Origin of the sequence: Mycobacterium colombiense (assembly GCF_001665835.1) — a bacterium.
Classification (GTDB): domain Bacteria; phylum Actinomycetota; class Actinomycetes; order Mycobacteriales; family Mycobacteriaceae; genus Mycobacterium; species Mycobacterium colombiense_A.
The window spans coordinates 18,132-38,680 of sequence record NZ_LZSX01000065.1 but is presented as its reverse complement, the minus strand read 5'-3'; the positions used below and the strand labels follow the sequence as shown (position 1 = coordinate 38,680).

The following is a 20,549-nucleotide window of genomic DNA, read 5'->3' as shown; positions in this document are numbered from 1 at the left end:
TAGCGTTCGTCTGACTCACCTACGCCGTGCCGGAAGCGACTGCGCGCCTCCGGCGCCGCGACCGGACCTTGCCCAGCGCCTGCTCCCAGGCGAGCAAGGTCGCGGCTTTCACGTTGGCGGGCTTCACGCTGTCGCGGGACAGCAACGCCGTCGCGGCGGCTTTCGTGGTCGCCGACGCCTTCGACATGTGACCCGAGTCGAACGGCGGCTGCGGGTCGTATTCGAGCGCGAGCTGGATTGCCTTCGCGCGGGATTCGCCGGCGATCTGGCCGGCCAGCCACAGCGCGAGGTCGAGCCCGGCGGACACGCCCGCACTGGTGACGATGTCATCGGAGTGCACGATCCGTTCGTCGGTCACGGGCACCGCGCCGAATGCCTTCAGCGCGGAAACCGTCAGCCAATGCGATGTTGCCCGACGGCCGTCCAGCAGGCCGGCCGCCGCCAGAATCACCGATCCCGAGCACACCGATGTCGTCCAGCTCGCGCTGTGGTGGGCCTGCCGCAGCCAGTCGAGCAGCGCGTCGTCACGGGCATGAACCGGCGTCGACGGGCCCCCGGGAACGAGAATCACGTCGGGGGAGGGGGTTTCGGCCAGCGAGTGGGTGGCGCCGATGACCAGCACCCCGGAGTCGGCGGTGATCGGTCCGGCTTGGTGCCACACGAACCGCACCTCGGCGCCCGGCAGGTTGCGCAGCACCTCGTAGGGACCGATCATGTCCAGCGCGGTGAATCCGGGATAGGCCACGATGGCGATTTGGGTCATCAGAGTCGTCCTTTCGATGTCAGGCGAAGGCCTTGCGGTATTGGTCGGGCGAAATGCCAACGCGGCGAAGGAAATTGCGCCGCATGGTTTCGGCGGTGCCGAAGCCGCACCGAGCGGCGATCGCGACGACGGTGTCGTCGGTCTCCTCCAACTGCCGGCGTGCGGCTTCGGTGCGGATGCGTTCGACGTATTGGCCGGGCGCCTCACCGATTTCGGCGGTGAACACCCGGGTGAAGTGCCGCGCGCTCATCGCGGCGCGGCGAGCCAGCTCGTCGATGCTGTGCGGACGGCCCGGCTCGGCCTCGATCGTCTCCTGCACCTCGCGGATCGAGTCCCGTCTGGCCCGCGGCATCCACACCGGCGCGGCGAACTGGGTCTGGCCGCCCGGCCGGCGCAGATACAGCACCAGCCAGCGCGCGACCGTCTGCGCGAGCTCGGTGCCGTGGTCGTCTTCGATCAGCGCGAGCGTGAGGTCGATGCCCGCGGTGACGCCCGCGGCCGTCCATAGAGTGTCCGAGCTTCGCACGAAGATCGGGTCGGCATCGACGTCGATGGCGGGGAATTCACTCGCCAACCGCTCGGCGAAGGCCCAATGGGTGGTCACCCGGTGCCCGTCCAGCAGACCCGCCTCGGCGGCGAGAAACGCACCGGTGCACACCGTGACCATCCGGCGGGCATGGGTGGCGACCGACTTGATCCAGGCGACCAGGTCGGCGTCGGAGCGGGCTGCATCAACGCCGGCGCCGCCGGGAAGAACGACCGTGTCGATCGGGTCGCCCGGGTCCGGCAACGGGGTCGCCACGAAAGCCAGCCCGGTGGCCGTCTGCACCGGTTGGCCACCGACCGAGGCCATCGCGACGTCGTAGCCGCCGCCCGTCAACAGCGATGCGCCGGTGAACACGTCATACGGGCCCACCACGTCGAGCGCCTGCACGCCGGGAAAACCGACGATGACCACCTTGCGAGGCATGGATTCAGTGTTGGGCACGGCGGGGTCTGTCGTCTACGCCATGTATCCCACTGATTAGGACATGGGACCTGCCCCACGGCGGCCGCGGCGGCCTTGGCAGACTGTTGCCCATGGCACAGATAACGTTGCGTGGAAACCCGATCAACACTGTCGGCGAGCTGCCTGCCGTCGGATCCAAAGCCCCGGCCTTCAGTCTGGTCGGCGGCGACCTGGCCCCGGTAAGCAGCGAGCAATTCGGCGGTAAGCCCTTGGTGCTCAACATCTTTCCGTCCATCGACACGCCGGTGTGCGCCAACAGCGTGCGGACCTTCAACGAGCGCGCCGCCGGGGGTGGGGCGACCGTGGTGAACGTCTCCAAGGACCTGCCGTTCGCGCAGGCGCGATTCTGTGGCGCCGAGGGCATCGAGAACGTCAAGAGCGGTTCGGCGTTCCGCGACAGCTTCGGTGAGGACTACGGGGTCACCATCACCGATGGTCCGATGGCCGGGTTGCTCGCCCGGGCCATCGTGGTGATCGGCGCGGACGGCAACGTCGCCTACACCGAGCTGGTGCCCGAAATCGCTCAGGAGCCCAACTACGACGCGGCGCTGGCCGCGGCGGGCTGACCTCCGCGCCCGCCTCGGGCTAGGCCTGCTCGAGTTCGGCCCGGCCCACCCGCTCTGACGTGGCCGCCAGCACCTCGCGGCAGCCTCGCCACATCTCGTTGACGATGTCGGCGGCCGGGGTGCGGATGACGCACATCATCCGCGTGCCGTCGAGCGGGAGGTCCGAGGTGGTCTCGATGATGCCAGGGCGCCGGGATCGGATACCGCGGCGACCGGTGGTCATCGGTCCCGCGGATCGATGAGGTCGCGGAAGCCCTCCGACCGGTGGACCGATGCGCCGAGACTTCGCACTCGCTCGGTCAACGCCCGGTCGGACGTCACGACGCGAATGTCGTGCGGCGCAGCGTCGGCCGCGACCAGCCGGACGATCTCGTCGTCGGCCGAATTCGCGGCGGCCCTGGGCGCGTGCGCAATCTCGACCACCGATGACGTGATGGCCGTCGACGGCGGTCGTTCAAAAACCACTGTCACCGTTTCTCCTTGACCCGATGCCCATCGATCCAGGCTTTCCACCAATGCGACCATGGCACGGTCGCAGTCTTTCCACCAGCCGTCGGGACGACATCCGATCACATTCATGCCGTCGACGATCCAGCGCACAACCCACACCGTAAACGACCCGGCGCGACCGATTGATTTTCGTTCGAGAAGCCAGCTGTGGTTGATACGGTCACCCTCATGACCTCCATCGCCGACACCGAAGACCGGGTGATCGCGCTGGCCCGCGGTATGCGGGACCTGGTGCGCGCCGAAGCCGCCGAATCCGAGCGGATCCGCACCCTCACCCCGGCGATCGTCGACGCGATGTGGGCCAGCGGGCTGATGTCGGCGTTCAACCCGGTGGTGGCCGGCGGAGTCGAGCCGTCATTCACCGAGATGATCGAAACCTGGATCGAAATGGCTTGGCAGGATGGGTCATTCGGCTGGGTGGGAATCGCCAACCTGCCGTCGTCCTTCGCCGCGGCGGCCTACCTGCCCGACGAGGGCTTCGCCGAAGTGTTTACCGCGCACGATAATCGGGTCACCATGGGCGGCCAGTTCTTTCCCAACGGGCAAGGCGCCGCCGTCGACGGCGGCTACCGGGTGACCGGCGCGTGGAACTTCGGTTCGGGCACCGGTCACGCGCAATACGTTGCGGCCGGTTTCCTGCCGATGGACAACGGCGAGATGCGCTGGATCAGTGAGGGTTTCCCCGAGATGCGGGTCGCCGTGATTCCGCGTGAGGAGATCAGTTTCAACGACGGCTGGTTCGTGCAAGGGTTGAAGGGGACCGGCTCCTACGACTACAGCGCTCAGGAGTTGTTCGTGCCAGAGCGCCGCACGTTCGAACTCTTCGTGCGGCAGCCCTACCGGGGGACCTCGCCGGCCACCCGGATGGGGCTGATGCCCGTGACCGCCGCCGGGCACGCCTCGTGGGCACTGGGCGTGGCCAAGAGCATGCTCGACGACGTCCAAGAGTTGGCCGCGACGAAATTCCGGATGAGTGACATGGCGGCACTGGCCAGCCGCCCCACCTTCCAGAAGGGGCTGGCGCATCACCGCGCGGCCTGGCGTGCGGCTCGCCTGCTGGTGCTCGACGCGTTCACCACCGCCGAGGCGGCGGTGGCGTCGGGGCAGGACCTGACACCGGCGCTTCGCGCCGAGATGCGCGTGGCCGCCGTCTACGCCACCGACACGGCCCGCAGCTGCGCCGAATGGGCCCACCTGGTCGCCGGGACCAGCTCGATCCGGGAGGGCACCCGGCTGGAGCGCGCCTTCCGCGACATCTACACCGGAACACAGCACGCCTTCGTCAGCGAGAAGGTCGCTATCGACGTCGCCCAGATCTGGCTGGGCATCATCGACGACCAGCCCGGGTTGTAAGTCGCTGACCCCGGTGCGGTCTCACCTGATCCGCCCGCGCCGAGCGCATTGATAAGAGATTGAATCTAGGCACTCCCGACACGTCCTCGCTACCATTCAGCGCATGCGCGGCTCAAAAATCCTGATCACCGGTCCGACCGGTCAAATCGCCACTCCGATCGCCCGGGCGCTTGCCGCCGAGAACGAGGTCTGGGGAATCGCCCGTTTCACCGACCCCGCCGCTCGAGAAGGCCTCGAGAAGGCCGGGATTCGTTGCGAGAAGGTGAATCTGGCGGCCGGTGACTTCACCGCTCTGCCAACGGATTTCGACTATGTCCTGAACTTGGCGGTGGCCAAGAGCGGAAGCTGGGACAAGGACCTGGCGGCCAACGCGGAGTCGGTCGGCCCGCTGATGGCCCACTGCAGCAACGCAAAGGCGTTCCTGCACTGCTCGTCGGCCGCCGTGTACGACCCGCCGGACGACGACCCCCGCAGCGAACGGTCCGCCCTGGGCGACAACCACAAGCCGTTGTTCCCCACCTATTCCATTTCCAAGATCGCCGGGGAAGTGGTCGCCCGGTCGGTGGCGCGCGTCGTGGGCGTGCCCACCACGATCGCCCGTCTCAACGTCCCCTACGGCGACAACGGCGGGTGGCCGTTCTACCACATGGAGATGATGCTGGGCGGCATCCCGATTCCCGTTCCACCCGGTGAGCCAGCCCGCTACAACCCCATTCACGAGGACGACATCATCGCGACCATCCCCAAGCTGCTCGAGGTCGCGTCGGTCCCGGCGACCACGGTCAACTGGTGTGGCGACCAGACGGTCAGCCTGCAGGAGTGGTGCGACTACCTCGGCGCGCTCGTCGGCAGGGAGCCGATCTTCGAGGCGAGCGAACAGGCGCTGCGCGGCAATCCCACCACCATCGACCGGATGCACGAACTCATCGGCGGCACCTCGGTCGACTGGCGCGACGGAATCCGCCGCATGGCGGCCAAATTCCACCCCGAGCTCGTCGGCGTCTGACCGACTGCGGCACAGCGTTTTTGGCGGACCGAATTACGCTCGGCCCTTCACAAGACGTGCTGCCGCCTCCACCGCGGCGGCGCGTCGCCGTGCGATGACGTCCGCGTCCGTGGTCGCCGCGTCCGGGTCGGGCCAGTGGGCCCACGCTAGTCCGATTCCGAACAGCAGGACCAACAGTTGGCTCGGGTCCCACGCCGGATCGACGTGACCGTCTAGCCTGGCCTGTTCCAGTGCCGCGATGGCCGTATCGGGCGGAGACTCCCCGTCGAACTCCGGCTTGTCGAGGGGAAAGCCTTCCAGCCGCGCCCAGGTGATCATCCGCAGGTGCTCCGGCCGGTTCTGGGCGAGATCAAAGATGTCACCGACGAACTCGGGTACCGCGTCGGGGCGCAACTCCACGGCACGGAAGAACTCCGCGCCGTCCGTGGCGACCACGTCGCGAAACAGGGCTTCTTTGTCGCCGAAATGCGCGTACAGGCGTTCTTTGCTTGCGCTGGCGGCCCGAGCGATGCGGTCGACCCGGGCTCCCGCCAATCCGTATTGCGCGAATTCCGCGCGAGCGGCAGCCAAAATTTCGCCGCGCAGCTCAGTGGTGGTCCTCACAGACCCATCATAGGCAGACGAACTAGTTCGTTTGGTATGGTGGGTGGAAGCGCACTGAAAGATGAGGAGACATTCTGATGGGTACGGCCAAAACGCTCGATCAGGCTGCCATTGCGACGATGCCGCGGGGTGGACCCGATGCGTCGTGGCTGGATCGTCGGTTCGAAACCGATACGCCGGAGTACCTTGACCGCGACGACGTCGCCGACGAGGTCAAGCAGAAGGTCATCGGGATGCTGGATCGCATCGGCACCCTGACCAACCAGCATGAGAAATACGCGCGGATCGCCCTGGACGTCGTGGCCGGCATCCCAAACCCCCGCGTCTTGGAGTTGGGCGCGGGTCACGGCAAATTGTCCGCCAAAATTCTCGAGCTGCACCCCACGGCGAGGGTCACCGCCTCCGATGTGAACTCCACCTCGGTGGCCAACATCAGCGCGAGTGAGCTTGGCGCGCATCCCCGGGCGCACGTCGAGGTGATCGACGCAACGGCGATCGACGCTGCGGACGACAGCTACGACCTAGTGGTGTTCGCGATGGCGTTTCACCACCTGCCGCCGGCAATCGCTTGTCGCGCCATCGCCGAGGCCACCCGGGTCGGGAAGCGGTTCTTGGTCATCGACCTCAAGAGGCGAACGCCATTGGCCACGTTACTGTTTCCGGTGGTGACGCTGCCGGTGAACCTCGCGCTGTTGCCGTGGTCCTGGATACAACCGTGCCTGCACGACGGGTTCATCAGTGCATTGCGGGCGTACAGTACATCGGCGCTCGAGACCCTTGGCAGCAGCGCGGGCCCGGGGATACGGATGGAGGTCCTACCGTCGCCGCGGCGACGCGGGATGCCGTCGAACGCCGTCGTGTTCTCCCGCCCGGACGGACTCGCCGACCATGAGTGACGGACCTGATCTCGTCGCCATCATGGAACCTAGCGAGCGCGTCCGCTCGCTGCGCCGGGCACTGGATGCGGTGACCGACAGGCTGCATCCCGTTGTAAACCTGTCCCGACCCTACGTCGACGGCCTGGAAAATCTACCGCCCGACGGGCGATTCCTGTTGGTGGGCAACCACACTCAGCTCGGCTCCGAGGTCTTCATGATCCCAGACGCGGTGCGGCGCAGCATTGGAACGCGGGTACGGCCACTGGCCGACCGCAATTTCGGTCGGCTCCGCGGATTGCCCGCCGACCTGATGGCTGCGTTCGGCGGCGTGATCGGCGCGCCCGAGAACGCCCGCGAGCTGATGCGTCACGACGAAACCATCCTGGTGTTTCCCGGTGGCGGAGGCGAGATCGGGAAATTCAAAGGCGAGGAGTACACCCTGCGCTGGCACCAGCGCTCCGGCTTCGCCCGCCTGTCGGTCGAGCATGGCTACCCGATCGTGCCGGTCGGCCTGGTCGGGGGCGACGACGTCTATCGCAGCTGGACCACACGCGACAGCGCATACGCGAAGTTCAGTGCGGCACTGAGCCGTCGACTCGGTGGCCGACCGGACATGGCGATGCCATTGTTGCGGGGGATCGGACCGACGCTCATCCCGCGGCCGCAGCGGATGTATGTGCGGTTCGGCTCGCCAATCGACACCACGACACCTCTCGGTGTCGTAAACGATCAGTGGGTGAACATCGTCAAAGAGCGGACCCGCCAGCGGCTGGAAGACATACTGGCCGACCTGCTCCAGCTGCGCGCACATGATCCCTACCGGGGGCTGAACCCACTGGCGTGGCACAGCGCCACGCTGGTCTAGAGGCGCGAAACAGCCCGAGATAGGGGCAGCCTTAGGCGATTTGCGGGTCCGGTGGCAGCATCACAGGGGTGACCAACACATCCGAGGCGGCCGCGCAGCGCCTGCGCACGCTGGCGCTGGTGCGCCGCGTCCGCGACCGCATCGACCGGGACTACACGCAGCCGCTGGACGTCGAAGCCCTCGCCAACGGGGTGCACATGTCCGCCGGCCACCTCAGCCGCGAATTCCGGCGCGCCTACGGCGAATCGCCGTACTCCTATTTGATGACTCGACGCATCGAGCGGGCGATGGCGCTGCTGCGCCGCGGCGATCTGAGCGTCACCGAGGTGTGCTTCGCGGTCGGCTGCTCGTCCTTGGGCACCTTCAGCACCCGATTCACCGAACTGGTCGGTGTGCCGCCCAGCACGTACCGGCGTCAAGCTGCCGGCGCGCTGGCGGGCGTGCCGCCGTGCGTGGCCAGACAGGTGACGAGACCGATCAGGAATCGAGAAGCATCCGCCGTCGGACCGCACCTAGCCTGACCGCATGAACATCACCATTCACTCGAGCTTCCTTCCCCATGAGGACCCCGAAGCGTCGCTCGCCTTCTATCGCGACGTCCTCGGCTTCGAGGTTCGCCTCGACGTCGGCAAGGGCACGATGCGCTGGATCACGGTCGGTCCGCCGAACCAGCCTGACACGTCCATCGTCTTGAACCCACCCGCAGCCAACCCGGGTATCACCGACGACGAGCGCCGCACCATCGCCGAGATGATGGCCAAGGGCAGCTACGCCACACTGCTGCTGGCCACCAAGGACCTCGACGGCACCTTCGAACGGCTGCAGGCCGGCGACGTCGACATCGTCCAGGAGCCCACCGACCAGCCGTACGGGCTTCGCGACTGCGCCGTCCGCGATCCCGCGGGAAACCTCATTCGCATCCAACAATTGCGCTGAGCGGATCCGCGTGCGGATGCTTGACCAGCCGTGTGCACAATGCTAAGCAAGTGCTCAGCACTGAGCGCATTGGGCGCCGGGGCGCCACGACCGGCAATACGAAGGGGATCAGATGACGGTGCAGGCGGTATTGGACGACATTCGCAAGCGCCCCGGAACGGGTGACGTCATCTCGGTCATCGATCCCGCGACCGAGGAGACGATCACCGAATTCACCGACTGCGGCCAAGAAGCGGTCAACGACGCCGCGGCGAAGGCGAAGGCGACCTTCGAGTCGGGGGTCTGGTCGGACCTGCCGGGCCGCGAGCGGGCCAAGATCCTATGGCGGATCGGCGAGCTGATCGACGAGCACGCCGAGGAGTTCGCCCAGCTCGACTCGCTCAACACCGGCATGCCGCTGATGCAGGCCCAGTTGCAGATGTCGACCTGTTCGGAGTTCTTCCGCTACTACGCCGGTTGGTGTTCGAAGATCAACGGCGTCGCGTACGACGTGAAGACCGACGGCATCGCGACGGACAACTACGTCAACATGCATGCCTACACGCTCAAAGAGCCGTACAGCGTGGTGGGCCTGATCTTCCCGTGGAACGGCCCGATCTTCAACGCCAGCGCGAAGCTCGCGCCGGCCCTGGCCGCGGGCGGCAGCTTGCTGGTCAAGCCGGCCGAGGAGACGCCGCTGTCGGCGCTGCTGTTGGACAGGCTCATCGACGAGGCCGGCGTGCCCGACGGGGTCGTGAACCTGCTGACCGGTTACGGTCACACCGCGGGCGCCGCCATCACCGCGCACCCCGATGTCCAGAAGGTCGCCTTCACCGGCTCGACCGAGGTCGGCAAGGAGATCGTGCGGGCCTCGGCTGACAACCTGAAGAAGGTCACGCTCGAACTCGGCGGGAAATCGCCGGTGCTGATCTTCGACGACGCCAACCTCGACAACGCCATCATGATGGCGTCACTGGGCATCTTCGTGCACTCCGGCCAGGGCTGCGTGTGCGGGTCGCGCATCTTCGCTCAGCGCGGCGTCTACGACAGGGTCGTGGAAGGCATTGCGATGATGGCGAATTCGTTCAAGCTGGGTGCGCCCAGCGAGGAGGGCTGCGTCAGCGGCCCGCTGATCAGCCAGAAGCAGCTGACCCGCGTCATGGGCTTCATCGATGAGGGCAAGAAGGACGGCGTCGAGGTGGTCACCGGCGGGCACCGCCTGGACCGCAAGGGCTATTTCGTGCACCCGACGGTGCTCACCAACGTCGACACCAGCATGCGGCTGTACCAGCAGGAGATCTTCGGGCCGGTGGTCACCATCCTGCCGTTCGACGACGAGGACGAGGCCGTGGCCCTGGCCAACGACACCACCTACGGCCTGGCGGCCACCGCCTGGACGGAGAACCTGGGCCGGGCCCACCGCATCATGAGGCGGTTGCAGGCCGGCAGTGTGCAGGTCAACTGCCAGTTGGTCTTCGACCACGATGTGCCGTTCGGCGGCTACAAGCAGTCCGGCTGGGGTCACGAGTTCGGTAAAGAGGGCCTCGAGATCTACCTGAAGACGAAGTCGGTCTGGGCCCAGCTCTAAACCTGTTGTGCCACAACGGAAAGTCCCGGACCCCAACCAGGTCCGGGACTTCTCCGACGGCCGTCAGACGATTCAAGATCCCTTGTTGTAGCGGGTGAGGAACCCGACGGAGGCCACCGCGGCGGCCGTGCCGATCACACCCCATAGCACCAACTGAAACGCCATCGCTCCGAAGAACCAGCCGAAAGTCATTCCGAGGTACAGCATCCAGATCAGCCGGTAAACGCTCCAGATCGCCAGCAGGCCGGTGCTGATCCCGATGTACAGGCTTCGTTGCCGATCGACGCGGTTGATCTGCTCTTGGATGCTGGTCGGCACGATGTTCATTTGCTGTCTTCCTTTCCTGGGGCGCCGTCTCCGTGCGGCGTCGTTGCGACAAGTACAGAGCCGTCCCGCGGCTACCGATCCCAATCAGGCGCCCCCCAAACGGACGCCGGCAACGGACCGATTCCGGGCCGCCGCCCTCGCGTGCGCTCTACTCTGCACAAAGGGGATGGCAGAAGGGTTGGCTCGATGAATGTGGTAACCCGCATGGCGCAGGTCTGTATCGCCTTGCTGACCGCGCTGATGGCGACCTCGATGGCCGCGCCCGCGGGCGCGGATCCGCCGGCCACCCAGGTGATCACCGTGATGGCCATCGGACCCAGTGGCGAAGCGATCAACGGCTACAAGGTGGCATCCGGGCCGGGCAACGTCGGGCAGGCCACCGCCTGCTCGCAACCGTCACCGTCGGCGGTTGCCGACAACGTCTACTACTGTTCGCCGAGTGCGGCCGGAGCAGGCACCTGCTGGCCGTCGACCCCGGGATCGCTTCTGTGCGTGGACAATCCGTGGGACCTGCAGATGCACCGGGTGACGTTCGGCGGTCAGCTTCCGCCCGTGCGCGCGACCGCCGCCCCGGATCCGTTCGCGCTCACCCTCGACGACGGCACCCGCTGCCTGCTGCGCAACGGCGGTGCGTGGGGCGGGCGAGCCGACGGGTACACCGGCGTCTACGGATGCGGCAGCGACCTTGGCGTGCTGTGGCTGCCCAGCCGGGGCGCCGGATCCTGCATCGACCGCTCATCGGCGGCGTGGACCGTCAAGGTCGGTCGCCTCGGCGCACCGGATGCCGTCCTTCCACCGCCTGCGACCCGCACCGTGACCGAGGCCTGGTTCGCGGGAGGCAGGGCTGGTCAGTAGGGCGCAGACGGTACTGCTATAACGCAACGTATGTCTGGTCCAGCGCACGCCATTACCCATGTTTCCGATACGGCCCGGTGGACGGCGCTGCACCGGGCGACCGAATCGGCCCGCCCCGATGCGCTGTTCAACGACCACCTCGCGGAACGCCTCGCAGGTGAACAGGGCCGCGCGATCGTCGACAACGTTCCATGGACGGATCGCAGCGGTTGGTGGCTGGTCGCACGGACCAAGCTCATCGACGATGCCATCGCCGACGCACTCGCGAATGGCTGTGACCGCGTTCTGAATCTGGCCGCCGGCCTGGATACCCGACCCTATCGCTTAGACCTCCCAGCGGATCTCACCTGGATCGAGGCCGATCTACCCAAGCTGCTCGCCGAAAAGACGCAAGTACTTGCCGATCAGGCCCCGCGCTGCCGGCTCAACCGCATAGCGGTCGACCTCGCGGACTCGCATGCCCGAGACACCTTCTTCAACGAAGCGCTGGACGGAGCGACGAAGGCCTTCGTGCTGACCGAGGGGCTGTCGATGTACCTGGAGGCTTCCGACATCGCGGCCCTTTCAAGTGCGATCAAGCGAACCGAGGTCGCCTGGTGGATGATCGATTTCGCCTTTCCCGGCCTGAAAGAGCGGATCAACAAGAATGTCGCCGGGATTTCGGAGAACGCACCCTTCAGGTTCGCGCCCGAAAACGGGCTGGCCTTCTTCGAAGATCTCGGCTGGCGAGCCATCGAAGCGGAGTCGCTACTGGTGGCCGCCAAACGGTTCGGCCGCTTACCGATATGGATGCGCCCGCGTGCCTGGCTGCGATCGGATTTGCGCCGTCCGGGTGGCAGGCCCACGACCGCGGTCGCGCTGCTGACGCACTGACGCGTGCCGCCTACCAGACGCGTATCCAGTCGATGAGCATGTCGGCGGGATAGGTACCCGGGCCGGGATCTTCGCCACCCGATCCGGCCACTGCCAGGTTGAACACCGGATAGACCGTGTAGCCCGCCCCGTTGAACGGCCAGTCCGGCAGCGAGCTCGCCGGCACGTCGAAGTAGGGCGCAGCGCCGTCGGTGTAGTCCTTCCAGAACCGGATGCCCGCCTCGTCCCACTGCGTGCGCCAGGTATGCCAGGCGCTGTCCACCGCGATGTTGTGCGTCTTCCATTCGCCGCCGTTGGCCTTGGCGTGCACGGTCGTGGCCGACGGCCATTTGCCGTTGCCGTACCACTCCATGACGTCGATCTCGCCCTGATCGTCATTGCCGAGCCAATACGCGGGCCAGGCGCCGGGAGTGAGGCAGTCCAGCTTGATGCGGGCTTCCCAGATGTGGCCGACGCCGCCGCGCCAATTGCTCTGCACCTTGCCGCTGAAGTAAGTGGGCCCATCTTTCGCGGCGCGCAGGACGAGGTTGGAATTGCCGTCGACGAACACATTCCGGCGATCATCGCGGTACTGCCCGATGTTCTCCGGACGTTCCCAAAACGTCGGGTCCTTGATCGTCTCGCGGGCTTTGGCGATCGCCCATTTCGACGCGTCCGGGGCGGAGCCGGCCGGACCATCGAATTCATCCGCGAAGATGTAGCTCCCGGATTGGCCGCTGGGCGCCGCGGGCGGCGGTATCCGACCGGCAGGTTCGTCCTGCCTGGGCGCGTGGGCCCAGGCTTTCGGGGTCGGCAGCGTGGCTGCCAGCACGCCGATCCCGGTTGTCAGAATCATGCGGCGGCGATCGATCTCCGGCATAAGCAATGGACCCTAGCAGCCAGCCCCGCATGAGGCTCAAACGGGAATTCTGTCGGTGCCCGTCGCTATGGTTCTGATCGCGGTCGTACCAGCACGGACGACAGCGCAGCAGTGGCAACGGATTACGTTCGCAAATTCACGGCCAATTCTCACCTTGACGCGTGGTTTGGTCTCAGGATTCGGCGGGCATTCTGGAATCACGATCCGATAACCACACTGTTGTAGCTTTTGCGGGTGGTACTGAGAGGAGTGACGATCGTGGCGAATACACAAGAAGGCACGGTTATATTCCTTCAGTCCCATCCAGCATGGGCCGCCGCTCAACGTCGCGAACGCGAACGCAATGAAGCAATGCGCCGTCATCCGTCGTTCCGCGCCCGCCAGCGCGCCGCAGCTGCTGGTAACCCAGTGGTCCCGATGGTCCGCAACTTCAAGCTCTACTCCAGCGGCAACACCCCCGCCTGAATTCGCCACCCAATTGGCGGGATCCCGTCGCATCCGGGCACTAAACAGTAAGCCGCGGAGCAAACAGTTAATCCGGCCGCGTCGGTCGAAACTCTCAAGTCTTAGTTGAGGTATTTAGAGGCGGCCCCCAAGGTTCTACTACGGAACGTAGTAGCCGTTGATTGGGAACTGCCAATGTCCAACGACTGGGATGTGAGCCGCCAGCATCGCCGGATTCGGCAGCGCGATGTTGTTTGTCTATGCACATGCTGCCGACCTTTCTTCCCGACCTTCAAGACAGCTTCACTTCGGGGCCGCACATCAGCGTCACGTGGTTTTCGTGGCTCACCGCTGTCGGCGAGATCGGAGGGGCTGATCCTCGGCTACGTGGGCCTGCGCGCGCATGAAGAGGCCGCGCCCCTTCCACGGCGTCGAGAAACCGCTTAACGCGTCACGTCAGTCACGCCCGGAGGTCGCGGCGCCAATATCGAGCACACCACCGCCCGTTGGATCGTCTACCTCGACGATCGGGTCATCGACGTCGTCGAACTCCAGCCGCAGTGCCCTGGACATTATCGCGTGCATCACGTACATCGTGGTGGTGTAGGTGAATTCGAGGATCTCGGTGTCGGTGAAGACCTCTCGCAACTGGGTGAACAATCGTTCTGGCACTCGCCCATGCTGACCCGCGAGGCAATCCGCATACGCCAGCAACAGGCGCTCGGTCTGGTCGAAACAGTCGGCGGTCTGCCAGGACGGTATGGCCGCGATCTTTTCCTCGGACAGTCCCGCCGACCGGCACGCCTTGCAGTGTTGCGAAAAGACAAACTGGCTGCCGACCACCCAGCCCGCCCGGATCTGGCCCAGCTCGCGGTGATCGACGCGGATGGATACCTCTTCGCGGTAGAGGCGGAAGCCGTGTACCGCATGGCGCAGCGCTGCGGGGGATCGTGCCATCACCGTCCACCAGTTGCCGGGTGTGCCGCCGAGCGCGCCCGGCTCCGCGACCGGATCACGATCGCCGAATATGAAGTCGTACATCTTCAGCGTGAATTCGTCGCTGACTTCACCCCGCGGGATCGGATTAAGACGCGGCATCGCGTCTCCTCTCAGCCGGCGGCACGAATCTGGCGTTACCGCAGGTTGCTCTCGATCCTAGGTTCTGCGACTGCGGCAACGCAGTTCGCGGCAGCAGCTCAGTGGGCAGGAAAGCCTCGGACAGGGACCCGATCATGGTCCTCCGGACAACTGCCGCCCCGCATACTCATTGCCCATGCCGCTAGGCACTCGTGACCATTGATCGACGCGCGATGCCGCTAGCAGATCCGCTAGCGGATTTGAGCCTTGCCTAGTGGTCGGGAGAGAGAGGCGCCGTTCGTGAAACGGGTCACAGCTTGCCGGCGACGAAGTCGGCGGCCTGGTTGGCCATGCCCGCGTCGATGTAGGCGCCGGCGAGATGCTGTGGCCAGTTTTCCTTCCAGGTGTTCGGGTCGGCGGGGTTGCAGACGGGATCGGCACCATGACACAACTCGATGGTCCGGTCGTTGTAGGTCGGGTTGAAGTTGGTGATCGGACCCGCCCATTGGCTTCCGTTGCCGAACAACGCGACCGCGGCGATGTGCTGATCGACGCCTGGCGGCAGCGGGCTGTCGAAACCGAACGCGCCGATGGGCGCCGCCAGCACGACATCGGTGACCGCCGCACCAAGCGAGTAGCCGCCCAGCACCAGTCGGGTATCGGGGCAGTTGTTGACCATGTCCTGGACGTGGTGGCTCATGTCGTTGGCACCCTGGGCGACCTCGGTGTCGGCCCCGTACTGCACGGCATATACGCCGACGGTCCGGTTCACCTTGGACCGGACATCGCTGATGAACGCATTACCCAGTACACCCGGGCCGGGCGATTCGTTACGGCCGCGGGCGAACACGATCTGCACCGGGGGGCAGTTAGCGGCCACGGCCGGCGCCGCCGCCCCCGGCATCCCGGGCGGAAACACGGCGGCGGGCAACATCAGGGCGGCCGCGGCCATGATCGCGGCAAGGCCAACACCAGCAAATTTACGGATAAGCAAGACGCGCACGCCCATGATGGTAAAGCGAACTTGGTCCGCCCGCTGGGCAGCCGAGATACAGATCGTGGGTGATCGCTCAGCGCGAACAGCGACCACGGTGTCGGCGGCGCCGATCGAGACGATAGGTTCAGCTGATGAGTCACGTCGACGCGCATGCGCCCGTGCGCTTGTTCGCGCTGGCCGAACAGGTGCAAGGTTTCATGCCGGCCGACGAGGGCCGTGCGCTGTACGACGCCGCGCTGCGGTATCTCGGCAGCGGCATCGGCGTCGAGATCGGCACGTACTGCGGTAAATCCACCCTCTTGCTAGGTGCGGCGGCGCAACAGACCGGTGGCGTGGTCTACACGGTCGACCACCATCATGGTTCCGAGGAACACCAGGCAGGGTGGGAATATCACGACGCGTCGATGGTGGATGAGGTCACGGGCCTGTTCGACACGCTGCCGACGTTTCGCCGTGCGCTCGATACCGCCCAGCTGGACGACCACGTGGTCGCGATCGTCGGCAAGTCCCCGCTGGTGGCGCGGGCCTGGCGCGCGCCGCTGCAGCTTCTGTTCATCGACGGCGGCCACAGCGAGGCCGCCGCGAACCAGGACTTCGACGGCTGGGCCAAATGGGTCGCCACCGGTGGGGCGCTGGTCATCCACGACGTGTTCCCCGACCCGAAGGACGGCGGGCGGCCACCGTATTACATCTACTGCCGCGCACTCGATTCCGGACAGTTCCGGGAGGTCTCGGCCACCGGATCGCTGCGGCTGCTCGAACGTGTCAGTGGTGAGCCGGGGGAGCAGCTCTAGCGGATCAGCGGATTATCGGCCCGGACCGGTGACAACGCATTCGCAATCGAAGTCGGTCTGCAGGCCCACCGGCAGCTCGTCGCCGCGGAAGATTCCGGCCCCGGCGGTGGTGTTCGACAGGGCGTCCGCCGCCAGGATCATGGCCGCACCGGTCCAGGTGGTGCGCTCCTCGGGCCACCGCTTGCCGTCCGCGAAAACCAGTCCCGTCCAATAAGATCCGTCGCCTTCGCGCAGATGCTGCATCGCGGCGAACTGCCGGTACGCATCTGTGTGCTGCCCGATGGCGTCCAGCGCCATCACCAGCTCGCAGGTTTCGGCGCCGGTCACCCACGGACGATCGCCGACACACCGGATGCCCAGGCCGTCGACCACGAAGGCGTCCCAACGCTGCTTGATGCGCGCGGCCGCAGCCGGACCCCGCAGGGCGCTACCGAGGATGGGGTAGTACCAGTCCATCGAGTAACGGTCCTTCTCGGTGAACGCCTCCGGATGCGCGGAGATCGCATGACCCAGCCGGCCCAGTGCCAACTCCCACTCCGGCTGCGGGTCATCGACCAAGGCGGCCAGGGCGAGCGCGCAGCGGACGCTGTGAAAGATGCTCGAGCATCCGGTCACGAGGGCTTCCGGCAGCACACCGGCTTCGCTTCGCGCCCAACCGATCTCGCCATAGCCGAGTTGCATGTCGATGACGAAGTCGATCGCTTTGTGCACCACCGGCCACATCTCGGCCGCGAACGCCTGGTCGCCGGTGACCAGTACGTGATGCCACACGCCGGCGCCAATGTAGGCGCAGAAGTTGCTGTCGCTGTTGGCGTCTTCGATGACACCCGCGCGGAACTGGATGGGCCACGAGCCATCGGGGCGCTGGGTGCGGCGGCTCCAGTCGAAGGCGGCGCGCGCCGGCTCCAGCAGCCCGGCGGTGGTGAGCGCCATCGCGCACTCGATGTGATCCCACGGATCGGTATGGCCGCCCTCGAACCAGGGGATGGCACCCGATGGTTCCTGTGCTGCGGCGATGGAAAGCGCGGTCTGTCGGCATTGTTCGGGAGTGAGGACCCCCGGAACTGCGGGCGGGTTAGACCGATGCAACTGAATATCCTTCAGTCGCTTGGCTTTTCGCCTCCTGCGATTTGACGAAGTACATCGCTACGCTCTTACCCACCAGCGGATTGAGTAGCGACTCCGCCAGCTGGGTGATCTTCGGCCGCTGCATCAGGTCCCACACCAGCAGCTTGTGGTAGGTGGTCACGAAGCGGTGGTCGGTGTTCTCCACGCCCACAGCGCATTTGAGCCACCAGAAGGGGGAGTGCAGCGCGTGGGCGTGATGGGTGTGGGTCAATTCCAGTCCGCCGCCCAGGATCTTGCTGCGCAATTCGCTGGCCCGGTAGATGCGTACGTGGCCACCCTCGTTGGCGTGGTACTCGTCGGACAGCCACCAGCACACCTGCTCGGGCAGCCAGCGTGGCACGCTGACCGCCAGCGTGCCACCGACTTTGAGCACCCTGATCAGCTCGGCGATCGCCTCGTCGTCGTCGGGAATGTGCTCCAGGATCTCCGACGCGATGACGCAGTCGAACGTCTGGTCGGCGTAGGGCAGCTTGAGCGCGTCACCGACGACCACCTCCGCCGACGCGCCGGCGAGCGCCTCACCGGTTTCGGCCATCGCACGCAGGATGGTGTCCACCGAACGCAATTCGGCTTCGTCGCGGTCGAAGGCGACAACGTCTGCGCCGCGCCGATAGGCTTCGAACGCGTGCCGGCCGGCTCCGCATCCCACGTCGATGACCTTGGTCGACGGCCCGATCCCGAGCCGGTCGAAATCGACTGTCAGCATGACGCTCCGCTCTGGGCGTTGCGTGCGATCGCCCGCTCGTAGACCCGAACGGTTTGAGCGGCCACCGCTTCCCAGCTGAAGACGTTGACGGCACGGGTGCGCCCCGCCTTGCCGAGGCTGCGGCGCTTTTCCGGGGAGTCCAGGAGTTCACCGAGCGCGCGCGTCAGCGCATCCACGTCGGCGGGCGGCACCAGCTCCGCGCAAGCGCCGTCCGTCCCAAGGACTTCCGGCAGGGCGCCGACCCGGCTCGCGACGATCGGGGTGCCGCTGGCCATGGCCTCCACGGCGGGCAGCGAAAACCCTTCGTAGAGCGATGGGATGCAGGCGACCTCAGCGGACGCGAACAAGGCGGCCAGCTCGGCGTCGGACAGCCCGCTGGTGATGTGCACGATGTCGGAGATCCCGAGCTCGGCGATGAGCTTGTGGGTCGGGCCGTTGGGTTCCACCTTGGCGACCAGCCGCAACTCGAGATCACGGACGGTGCGCAGCCGGGCGACCGCCTGCAGCAGGGTGCGCACACCCTTGAGCGGGGTGTCGGCGCTGGCGATCGCGATGATGCGGCCGGGTTCGCGGGGGCCGGAGCCCGGTTTGAACAGCTCGGTGTTCACCCCTAGCGGCACGACGTGAAGTTGCCCCGGTGCCACGCCGAAGTCGGCGATGATGTCCGAGGCCGACGACGACGAGACGGTCAACAGGTCGGGAATGTGCCGGGCGACCTCTTGCTGCATATCCAAGAACCCATACCAGCGGCGCACCAACGGCTTTCGCCACCATCGCGCGGCGGCCAGGTCCAGCACTCGGTCGCGGGTGATCGGGTGATGCACGGTGGCCACGACGGGAAGTCCCGCCTCGGTGATGCTGAGCAGCCCGGTGCCCAGGCTCTGGTTGTCGTGGACGACGTCGAAATCGGCTGTCCGCCGGGCAAGTAACCGCGCGGCCCGCATCGTGAACGTTCGCGGTTCGGGGAAGCCTGCAGTCCAGGTGGTGAGCAATTCCAAGAGGTCGATGGAGTCACGAATCTCGCTCGGCCGCGGCACCCGGAAGGGGTCGGGTACGCGATAGAGATCAAGGCTGGGCACCTCGGTGAGCCGGACCCGCGGGTCGAGCAGGTCGGGATACGGCTGTCCGGAAAACACCTCGACGTCGTGGCCGAGTTCCACCAGGCCGTGGCTGAGATGGCGCACGTAGACGCCCTGTCCGCCGCAATGGGTCTTACTACGGTAGGACAGCAGGGCAATTCGCATACTCAACTCTTCTTTGCTGGAAAATGACCGCGGAATGGCGCCGAATCCATCGCGGTCAACGGACTCCCGAGCTCCGTGACAGCAAACTGGACATGTGTCCAGACTATAGTTCGATCACCTAATCGAGCGCAACGAGCCGGAGATCCGCCGTCCCGCGAGTAGGCGGGCCTCAGGATGTCGGACACGCAAAGATCATGCCACTGGCCAGTTGCCGCAATCTTTCCGACCGGTCGGTTCCGGCCGCGCGGCCCCAGGAGTTGACCTGCGCTGACCGGCGAAGAACGGCCGAAAGAAGGCGTGGGCTTTTGTTACCATCGCGCGGTGCGGGATTCGGCCGGACCTGGTGGACGCGGCGATCAGCGATCGCCTTCGAGGCGCGAGCTCTTCAAATATGCCGGCGCCTATGCCGTGGCGCCGGCCCTGCTGAGCCTGGACGCGGGCGCCGGGGCCCCGAGGGCTTCGGCGGCGGGCGTGAGGCTGATCGATTTCGCCGAGCGCCGGATCGCTCCCGACGAGATCAAGTCGGCCGGCTACGACGGCGTGGTGAATTACGTGTCGCAGTCGCGGCCGGGCGCCAACTTCGAGGCCAAGCCACTGACCCGGGACTACGCCGACGCGCTGCGCGCGGCGGGGCTGCATATCGTCAGCAACTTCCAGTACGGCAAGCCCGGCTGGCCCGACCCGTCGGATTTCACCCGGGGCTATGACGGCGGCGTGGCCGACGCCCACACGGCCATGCAGTTGCACTCCGCGGCGGGAGGCCCGAACTCGGCGCCCATCTTCTTCAGCGTTGACGACGCGATCGACGCCAACGCTTGGAATAATGCTGGGGTCCAATGGTTTCGAGGGATCAACTCGGTGTTGGGCGTGGGCCGCACCGGCATCTACGGAGACGCCCAGGTGTGTGGATGGGCGATCAGGGACGGCGTCATCGGTCCGTCCACCAGCGCCGGACACCAATGGGTGTGGCAGACGAGGTCCTGGTCGCACGGCGATCGCGAACCGGCCGCGGTCCTCTACCAAACGATCGTCAACAGTCCGGGAAATCCGGGGCCGCTGCTGGGCGGCATCAATGTCGATGTCGACGATGTCCTCGCCGCCGACTTCGGGCAGTGGGATCTCGATCGCTGATCCAGACGTAAAAGAACGGCGCCCCGCGAGCTCCTGGCTCGCGGGGCGCCGCTTTCGA

General features: G+C 66.2%; 24 protein-coding genes. 12 read left to right on the top strand and 12 right to left on the bottom strand.

Annotated features, from left to right (window positions below; genetic code table 11):
- Positions 1–19: 19 nt before the first annotated feature.
- Entirely contained in the window at positions 20–763 is a 744-nt protein-coding gene (locus A5760_RS13015; RefSeq protein WP_064881313.1) for a DJ-1/PfpI family protein, read from the bottom strand.
- Positions 764–782: 19 nt separating this feature from the next.
- Positions 783–1,733 carry a GlxA family transcriptional regulator gene (locus A5760_RS13010; RefSeq protein ID WP_064881311.1) on the bottom strand — a complete coding sequence of 317 codons (951 nt, stop codon included), beginning with the start codon at positions 1,731–1,733 and terminating at the stop codon, positions 783–785.
- Positions 1,734–1,843: 110 nt separating this feature from the next.
- Between A5760_RS13010 and tpx the strand changes: the two genes are divergently transcribed.
- Positions 1,844–2,338 (top strand): thiol peroxidase, encoded by a 495-nt coding sequence (gene tpx / locus A5760_RS13005; protein WP_064881310.1) that lies wholly within the window; start codon positions 1,844–1,846, stop codon positions 2,336–2,338.
- Between the two features lie 19 nt (positions 2,339–2,357).
- On the opposite strand, the gene A5760_RS13000 is transcribed toward tpx, so the two are convergent.
- Positions 2,358–2,561, bottom strand: coding sequence for a hypothetical protein (locus tag A5760_RS13000; RefSeq protein WP_064881308.1), 204 nt, complete (start codon positions 2,559–2,561; stop codon positions 2,358–2,360).
- Positions 2,558–2,938: an NYN domain-containing protein gene (locus A5760_RS12995; protein ID WP_064881306.1), complete on the bottom strand. Its 381-nt coding sequence runs from the start codon at positions 2,936–2,938 to the stop codon at positions 2,558–2,560. The genes A5760_RS13000 and A5760_RS12995 overlap by 4 nt, the downstream gene beginning before the upstream one ends.
- Before the next feature lie 78 nt (positions 2,939–3,016).
- Here A5760_RS12995 and A5760_RS12990 point away from each other — a divergent pair, with 78 nt between their 5' ends.
- Both A5760_RS12990 and A5760_RS12985 read left to right on the top strand, forming a co-directional pair.
- Complete coding sequence (locus tag A5760_RS12990) at positions 3,017–4,201, top strand: acyl-CoA dehydrogenase family protein (RefSeq protein ID WP_064881304.1); 1,185 nt, start codon at positions 3,017–3,019, stop codon at positions 4,199–4,201.
- Between the two features lie 103 nt (positions 4,202–4,304).
- The gene (locus A5760_RS12985) at positions 4,305–5,207 is read left to right on the top strand and encodes an NAD-dependent epimerase/dehydratase family protein (RefSeq protein ID WP_064881302.1); all 903 of its coding nucleotides are present in this window, start codon (positions 4,305–4,307) and stop codon (positions 5,205–5,207) included.
- A 33-nt stretch (positions 5,208–5,240) separates the two neighbouring features.
- On the opposite strand, the gene A5760_RS12980 is transcribed toward A5760_RS12985, so the two are convergent.
- Positions 5,241–5,810: a TetR family transcriptional regulator gene (locus A5760_RS12980; protein WP_064881300.1), complete on the bottom strand. Its 570-nt coding sequence runs from the start codon at positions 5,808–5,810 to the stop codon at positions 5,241–5,243.
- Positions 5,811–5,887: 77 nt separating this feature from the next.
- Here A5760_RS12980 and A5760_RS12975 point away from each other — a divergent pair, with 77 nt between their 5' ends.
- From A5760_RS12975 to A5760_RS12955, 5 genes are all read left to right on the top strand, one after another.
- Positions 5,888–6,706: a class I SAM-dependent methyltransferase gene (locus tag A5760_RS12975; protein WP_064881298.1), complete on the top strand. Its 819-nt coding sequence runs from the start codon at positions 5,888–5,890 to the stop codon at positions 6,704–6,706.
- Positions 6,699–7,553, top strand: coding sequence for a lysophospholipid acyltransferase family protein (locus tag A5760_RS12970; RefSeq protein WP_064881296.1), 855 nt, complete (start codon positions 6,699–6,701; stop codon positions 7,551–7,553). Before A5760_RS12975 ends, A5760_RS12970 begins: the two co-directional genes overlap by 8 nt.
- A 68-nt stretch (positions 7,554–7,621) precedes the next feature.
- Positions 7,622–8,074 (top strand): helix-turn-helix transcriptional regulator, encoded by a 453-nt coding sequence (locus A5760_RS12965; protein WP_064881295.1) that lies wholly within the window; start codon positions 7,622–7,624, stop codon positions 8,072–8,074.
- Positions 8,075–8,078: 4 nt separating this feature from the next.
- Positions 8,079–8,489 carry a VOC family protein gene (locus tag A5760_RS12960; protein ID WP_064881293.1) on the top strand — a complete coding sequence of 137 codons (411 nt, stop codon included), beginning with the start codon at positions 8,079–8,081 and terminating at the stop codon, positions 8,487–8,489.
- A gap of 112 nt (positions 8,490–8,601) precedes the next feature.
- On the top strand, positions 8,602–10,056 hold the full coding sequence (locus A5760_RS12955; RefSeq protein WP_064881291.1) for an aldehyde dehydrogenase family protein: 1,455 nt from the start codon (positions 8,602–8,604) through the stop codon (positions 10,054–10,056).
- Between the two features lie 72 nt (positions 10,057–10,128).
- On the opposite strand, the gene A5760_RS12950 is transcribed toward A5760_RS12955, so the two are convergent.
- Positions 10,129–10,383: a hypothetical protein gene (locus A5760_RS12950; RefSeq protein WP_064881289.1), complete on the bottom strand. Its 255-nt coding sequence runs from the start codon at positions 10,381–10,383 to the stop codon at positions 10,129–10,131.
- A gap of 186 nt (positions 10,384–10,569) precedes the next feature.
- On the opposite strand from A5760_RS12950, the gene A5760_RS12945 reads away from it, so the two are divergent.
- Complete coding sequence (locus A5760_RS12945) at positions 10,570–11,238, top strand: hypothetical protein (RefSeq protein ID WP_064881287.1); 669 nt, start codon at positions 10,570–10,572, stop codon at positions 11,236–11,238.
- 30 nt (positions 11,239–11,268) lie between these two features.
- Positions 11,269–12,111, top strand: a complete 843-nt coding sequence (locus tag A5760_RS12940) for a class I SAM-dependent methyltransferase (RefSeq protein ID WP_064881286.1) — start codon at positions 11,269–11,271, stop codon at positions 12,109–12,111.
- A 10-nt stretch (positions 12,112–12,121) separates the two neighbouring features.
- Here the strand turns inward: A5760_RS12940 and A5760_RS12935 are convergent, their stop codons facing one another.
- From A5760_RS12935 to A5760_RS12925, 3 genes are all read right to left on the bottom strand, one after another.
- Positions 12,122–12,970: a glycoside hydrolase family 16 protein gene (locus A5760_RS12935; protein WP_064881284.1), complete on the bottom strand. Its 849-nt coding sequence runs from the start codon at positions 12,968–12,970 to the stop codon at positions 12,122–12,124.
- Between the two features lie 900 nt (positions 12,971–13,870).
- Positions 13,871–14,512, bottom strand: a complete 642-nt coding sequence (locus tag A5760_RS12930) for a carboxymuconolactone decarboxylase family protein (RefSeq protein ID WP_064881281.1) — start codon at positions 14,510–14,512, stop codon at positions 13,871–13,873.
- A 289-nt stretch (positions 14,513–14,801) separates the two neighbouring features.
- Positions 14,802–15,494, bottom strand: coding sequence for a cutinase family protein (locus A5760_RS12925; protein ID WP_419538242.1), 693 nt, complete (start codon positions 15,492–15,494; stop codon positions 14,802–14,804).
- A gap of 125 nt (positions 15,495–15,619) precedes the next feature.
- On the opposite strand from A5760_RS12925, the gene A5760_RS12920 reads away from it, so the two are divergent.
- Positions 15,620–16,282: a class I SAM-dependent methyltransferase gene (locus A5760_RS12920; protein WP_064881277.1), complete on the top strand. Its 663-nt coding sequence runs from the start codon at positions 15,620–15,622 to the stop codon at positions 16,280–16,282.
- Positions 16,283–16,294: 12 nt separating this feature from the next.
- On the opposite strand, the gene A5760_RS12915 is transcribed toward A5760_RS12920, so the two are convergent.
- Genes A5760_RS12915 through A5760_RS12905 form a run of 3 tightly spaced genes read right to left on the bottom strand, consistent with a single transcriptional unit; the run spans position 16,295 to position 19,360 of the window.
- Positions 16,295–17,371 carry a hypothetical protein gene (locus A5760_RS12915; RefSeq protein WP_064881275.1) on the bottom strand — a complete coding sequence of 359 codons (1,077 nt, stop codon included), beginning with the start codon at positions 17,369–17,371 and terminating at the stop codon, positions 16,295–16,297.
- Positions 17,358–18,116: a class I SAM-dependent methyltransferase gene (locus A5760_RS12910; RefSeq protein WP_064881273.1), complete on the bottom strand. Its 759-nt coding sequence runs from the start codon at positions 18,114–18,116 to the stop codon at positions 17,358–17,360. The genes A5760_RS12915 and A5760_RS12910 overlap by 14 nt, the downstream gene beginning before the upstream one ends.
- Positions 18,110–19,360 carry a glycosyltransferase family 4 protein gene (locus A5760_RS12905; protein ID WP_064881271.1) on the bottom strand — a complete coding sequence of 417 codons (1,251 nt, stop codon included), beginning with the start codon at positions 19,358–19,360 and terminating at the stop codon, positions 18,110–18,112. Before A5760_RS12905 ends, A5760_RS12910 begins: the two co-directional genes overlap by 7 nt.
- 321 nt (positions 19,361–19,681) lie before the next feature.
- On the opposite strand from A5760_RS12905, the gene A5760_RS12900 reads away from it, so the two are divergent.
- Positions 19,682–20,491, top strand: a complete 810-nt coding sequence (locus A5760_RS12900) for a DUF1906 domain-containing protein (RefSeq protein ID WP_064881269.1) — start codon at positions 19,682–19,684, stop codon at positions 20,489–20,491.
- Positions 20,492–20,549 lie beyond the last annotated feature (58 nt).

What these genes read in the sequence shown, in the direction of transcription:
- A5760_RS13010 (WP_064881311.1), bottom strand. Translation starts at nt 1,733, where the DNA reads ATGCCTCGCAAGGTGGTCATCGTCGGTTTTCCCGGCGTGCAGGCGCTC.
- A5760_RS12985 (WP_064881302.1), top strand. Translation starts at nt 4,305, where the DNA reads ATGCGCGGCTCAAAAATCCTGATCACCGGTCCGACCGGTCAAATCGCC.
- A5760_RS12905 (WP_064881271.1), bottom strand. Translation starts at nt 19,360, where the DNA reads ATGCGAATTGCCCTGCTGTCCTACCGTAGTAAGACCCATTGCGGCGGA.
- A5760_RS12955 (WP_064881291.1), top strand. Translation starts at nt 8,602, where the DNA reads ATGACGGTGCAGGCGGTATTGGACGACATTCGCAAGCGCCCCGGAACG.
- A5760_RS12945 (WP_064881287.1), top strand. Translation starts at nt 10,570, where the DNA reads ATGAATGTGGTAACCCGCATGGCGCAGGTCTGTATCGCCTTGCTGACC.
- A5760_RS12910 (WP_064881273.1), bottom strand. Translation starts at nt 18,116, where the DNA reads ATGCTGACAGTCGATTTCGACCGGCTCGGGATCGGGCCGTCGACCAAG.
- A5760_RS12975 (WP_064881298.1), top strand. Translation starts at nt 5,888, where the DNA reads ATGGGTACGGCCAAAACGCTCGATCAGGCTGCCATTGCGACGATGCCG.
- A5760_RS12920 (WP_064881277.1), top strand. Translation starts at nt 15,620, where the DNA reads ATGAGTCACGTCGACGCGCATGCGCCCGTGCGCTTGTTCGCGCTGGCC.
- A5760_RS12960 (WP_064881293.1), top strand. Translation starts at nt 8,079, where the DNA reads ATGAACATCACCATTCACTCGAGCTTCCTTCCCCATGAGGACCCCGAA.
- A5760_RS12930 (WP_064881281.1), bottom strand. Translation starts at nt 14,512, where the DNA reads ATGCCGCGTCTTAATCCGATCCCGCGGGGTGAAGTCAGCGACGAATTC.
- A5760_RS12970 (WP_064881296.1), top strand. Translation starts at nt 6,699, where the DNA reads ATGAGTGACGGACCTGATCTCGTCGCCATCATGGAACCTAGCGAGCGC.
- tpx (WP_064881310.1), top strand. Translation starts at nt 1,844, where the DNA reads ATGGCACAGATAACGTTGCGTGGAAACCCGATCAACACTGTCGGCGAG.
- A5760_RS12950 (WP_064881289.1), bottom strand. Translation starts at nt 10,383, where the DNA reads ATGAACATCGTGCCGACCAGCATCCAAGAGCAGATCAACCGCGTCGAT.
- A5760_RS13015 (WP_064881313.1), bottom strand. Translation starts at nt 763, where the DNA reads ATGACCCAAATCGCCATCGTGGCCTATCCCGGATTCACCGCGCTGGAC.
- A5760_RS12935 (WP_064881284.1), bottom strand. Translation starts at nt 12,970, where the DNA reads ATGCCGGAGATCGATCGCCGCCGCATGATTCTGACAACCGGGATCGGC.
- A5760_RS12990 (WP_064881304.1), top strand. Translation starts at nt 3,017, where the DNA reads ATGACCTCCATCGCCGACACCGAAGACCGGGTGATCGCGCTGGCCCGC.
- A5760_RS12940 (WP_064881286.1), top strand. Translation starts at nt 11,269, where the DNA reads ATGTCTGGTCCAGCGCACGCCATTACCCATGTTTCCGATACGGCCCGG.
- A5760_RS13000 (WP_064881308.1), bottom strand. Translation starts at nt 2,561, where the DNA reads ATGACCACCGGTCGCCGCGGTATCCGATCCCGGCGCCCTGGCATCATC.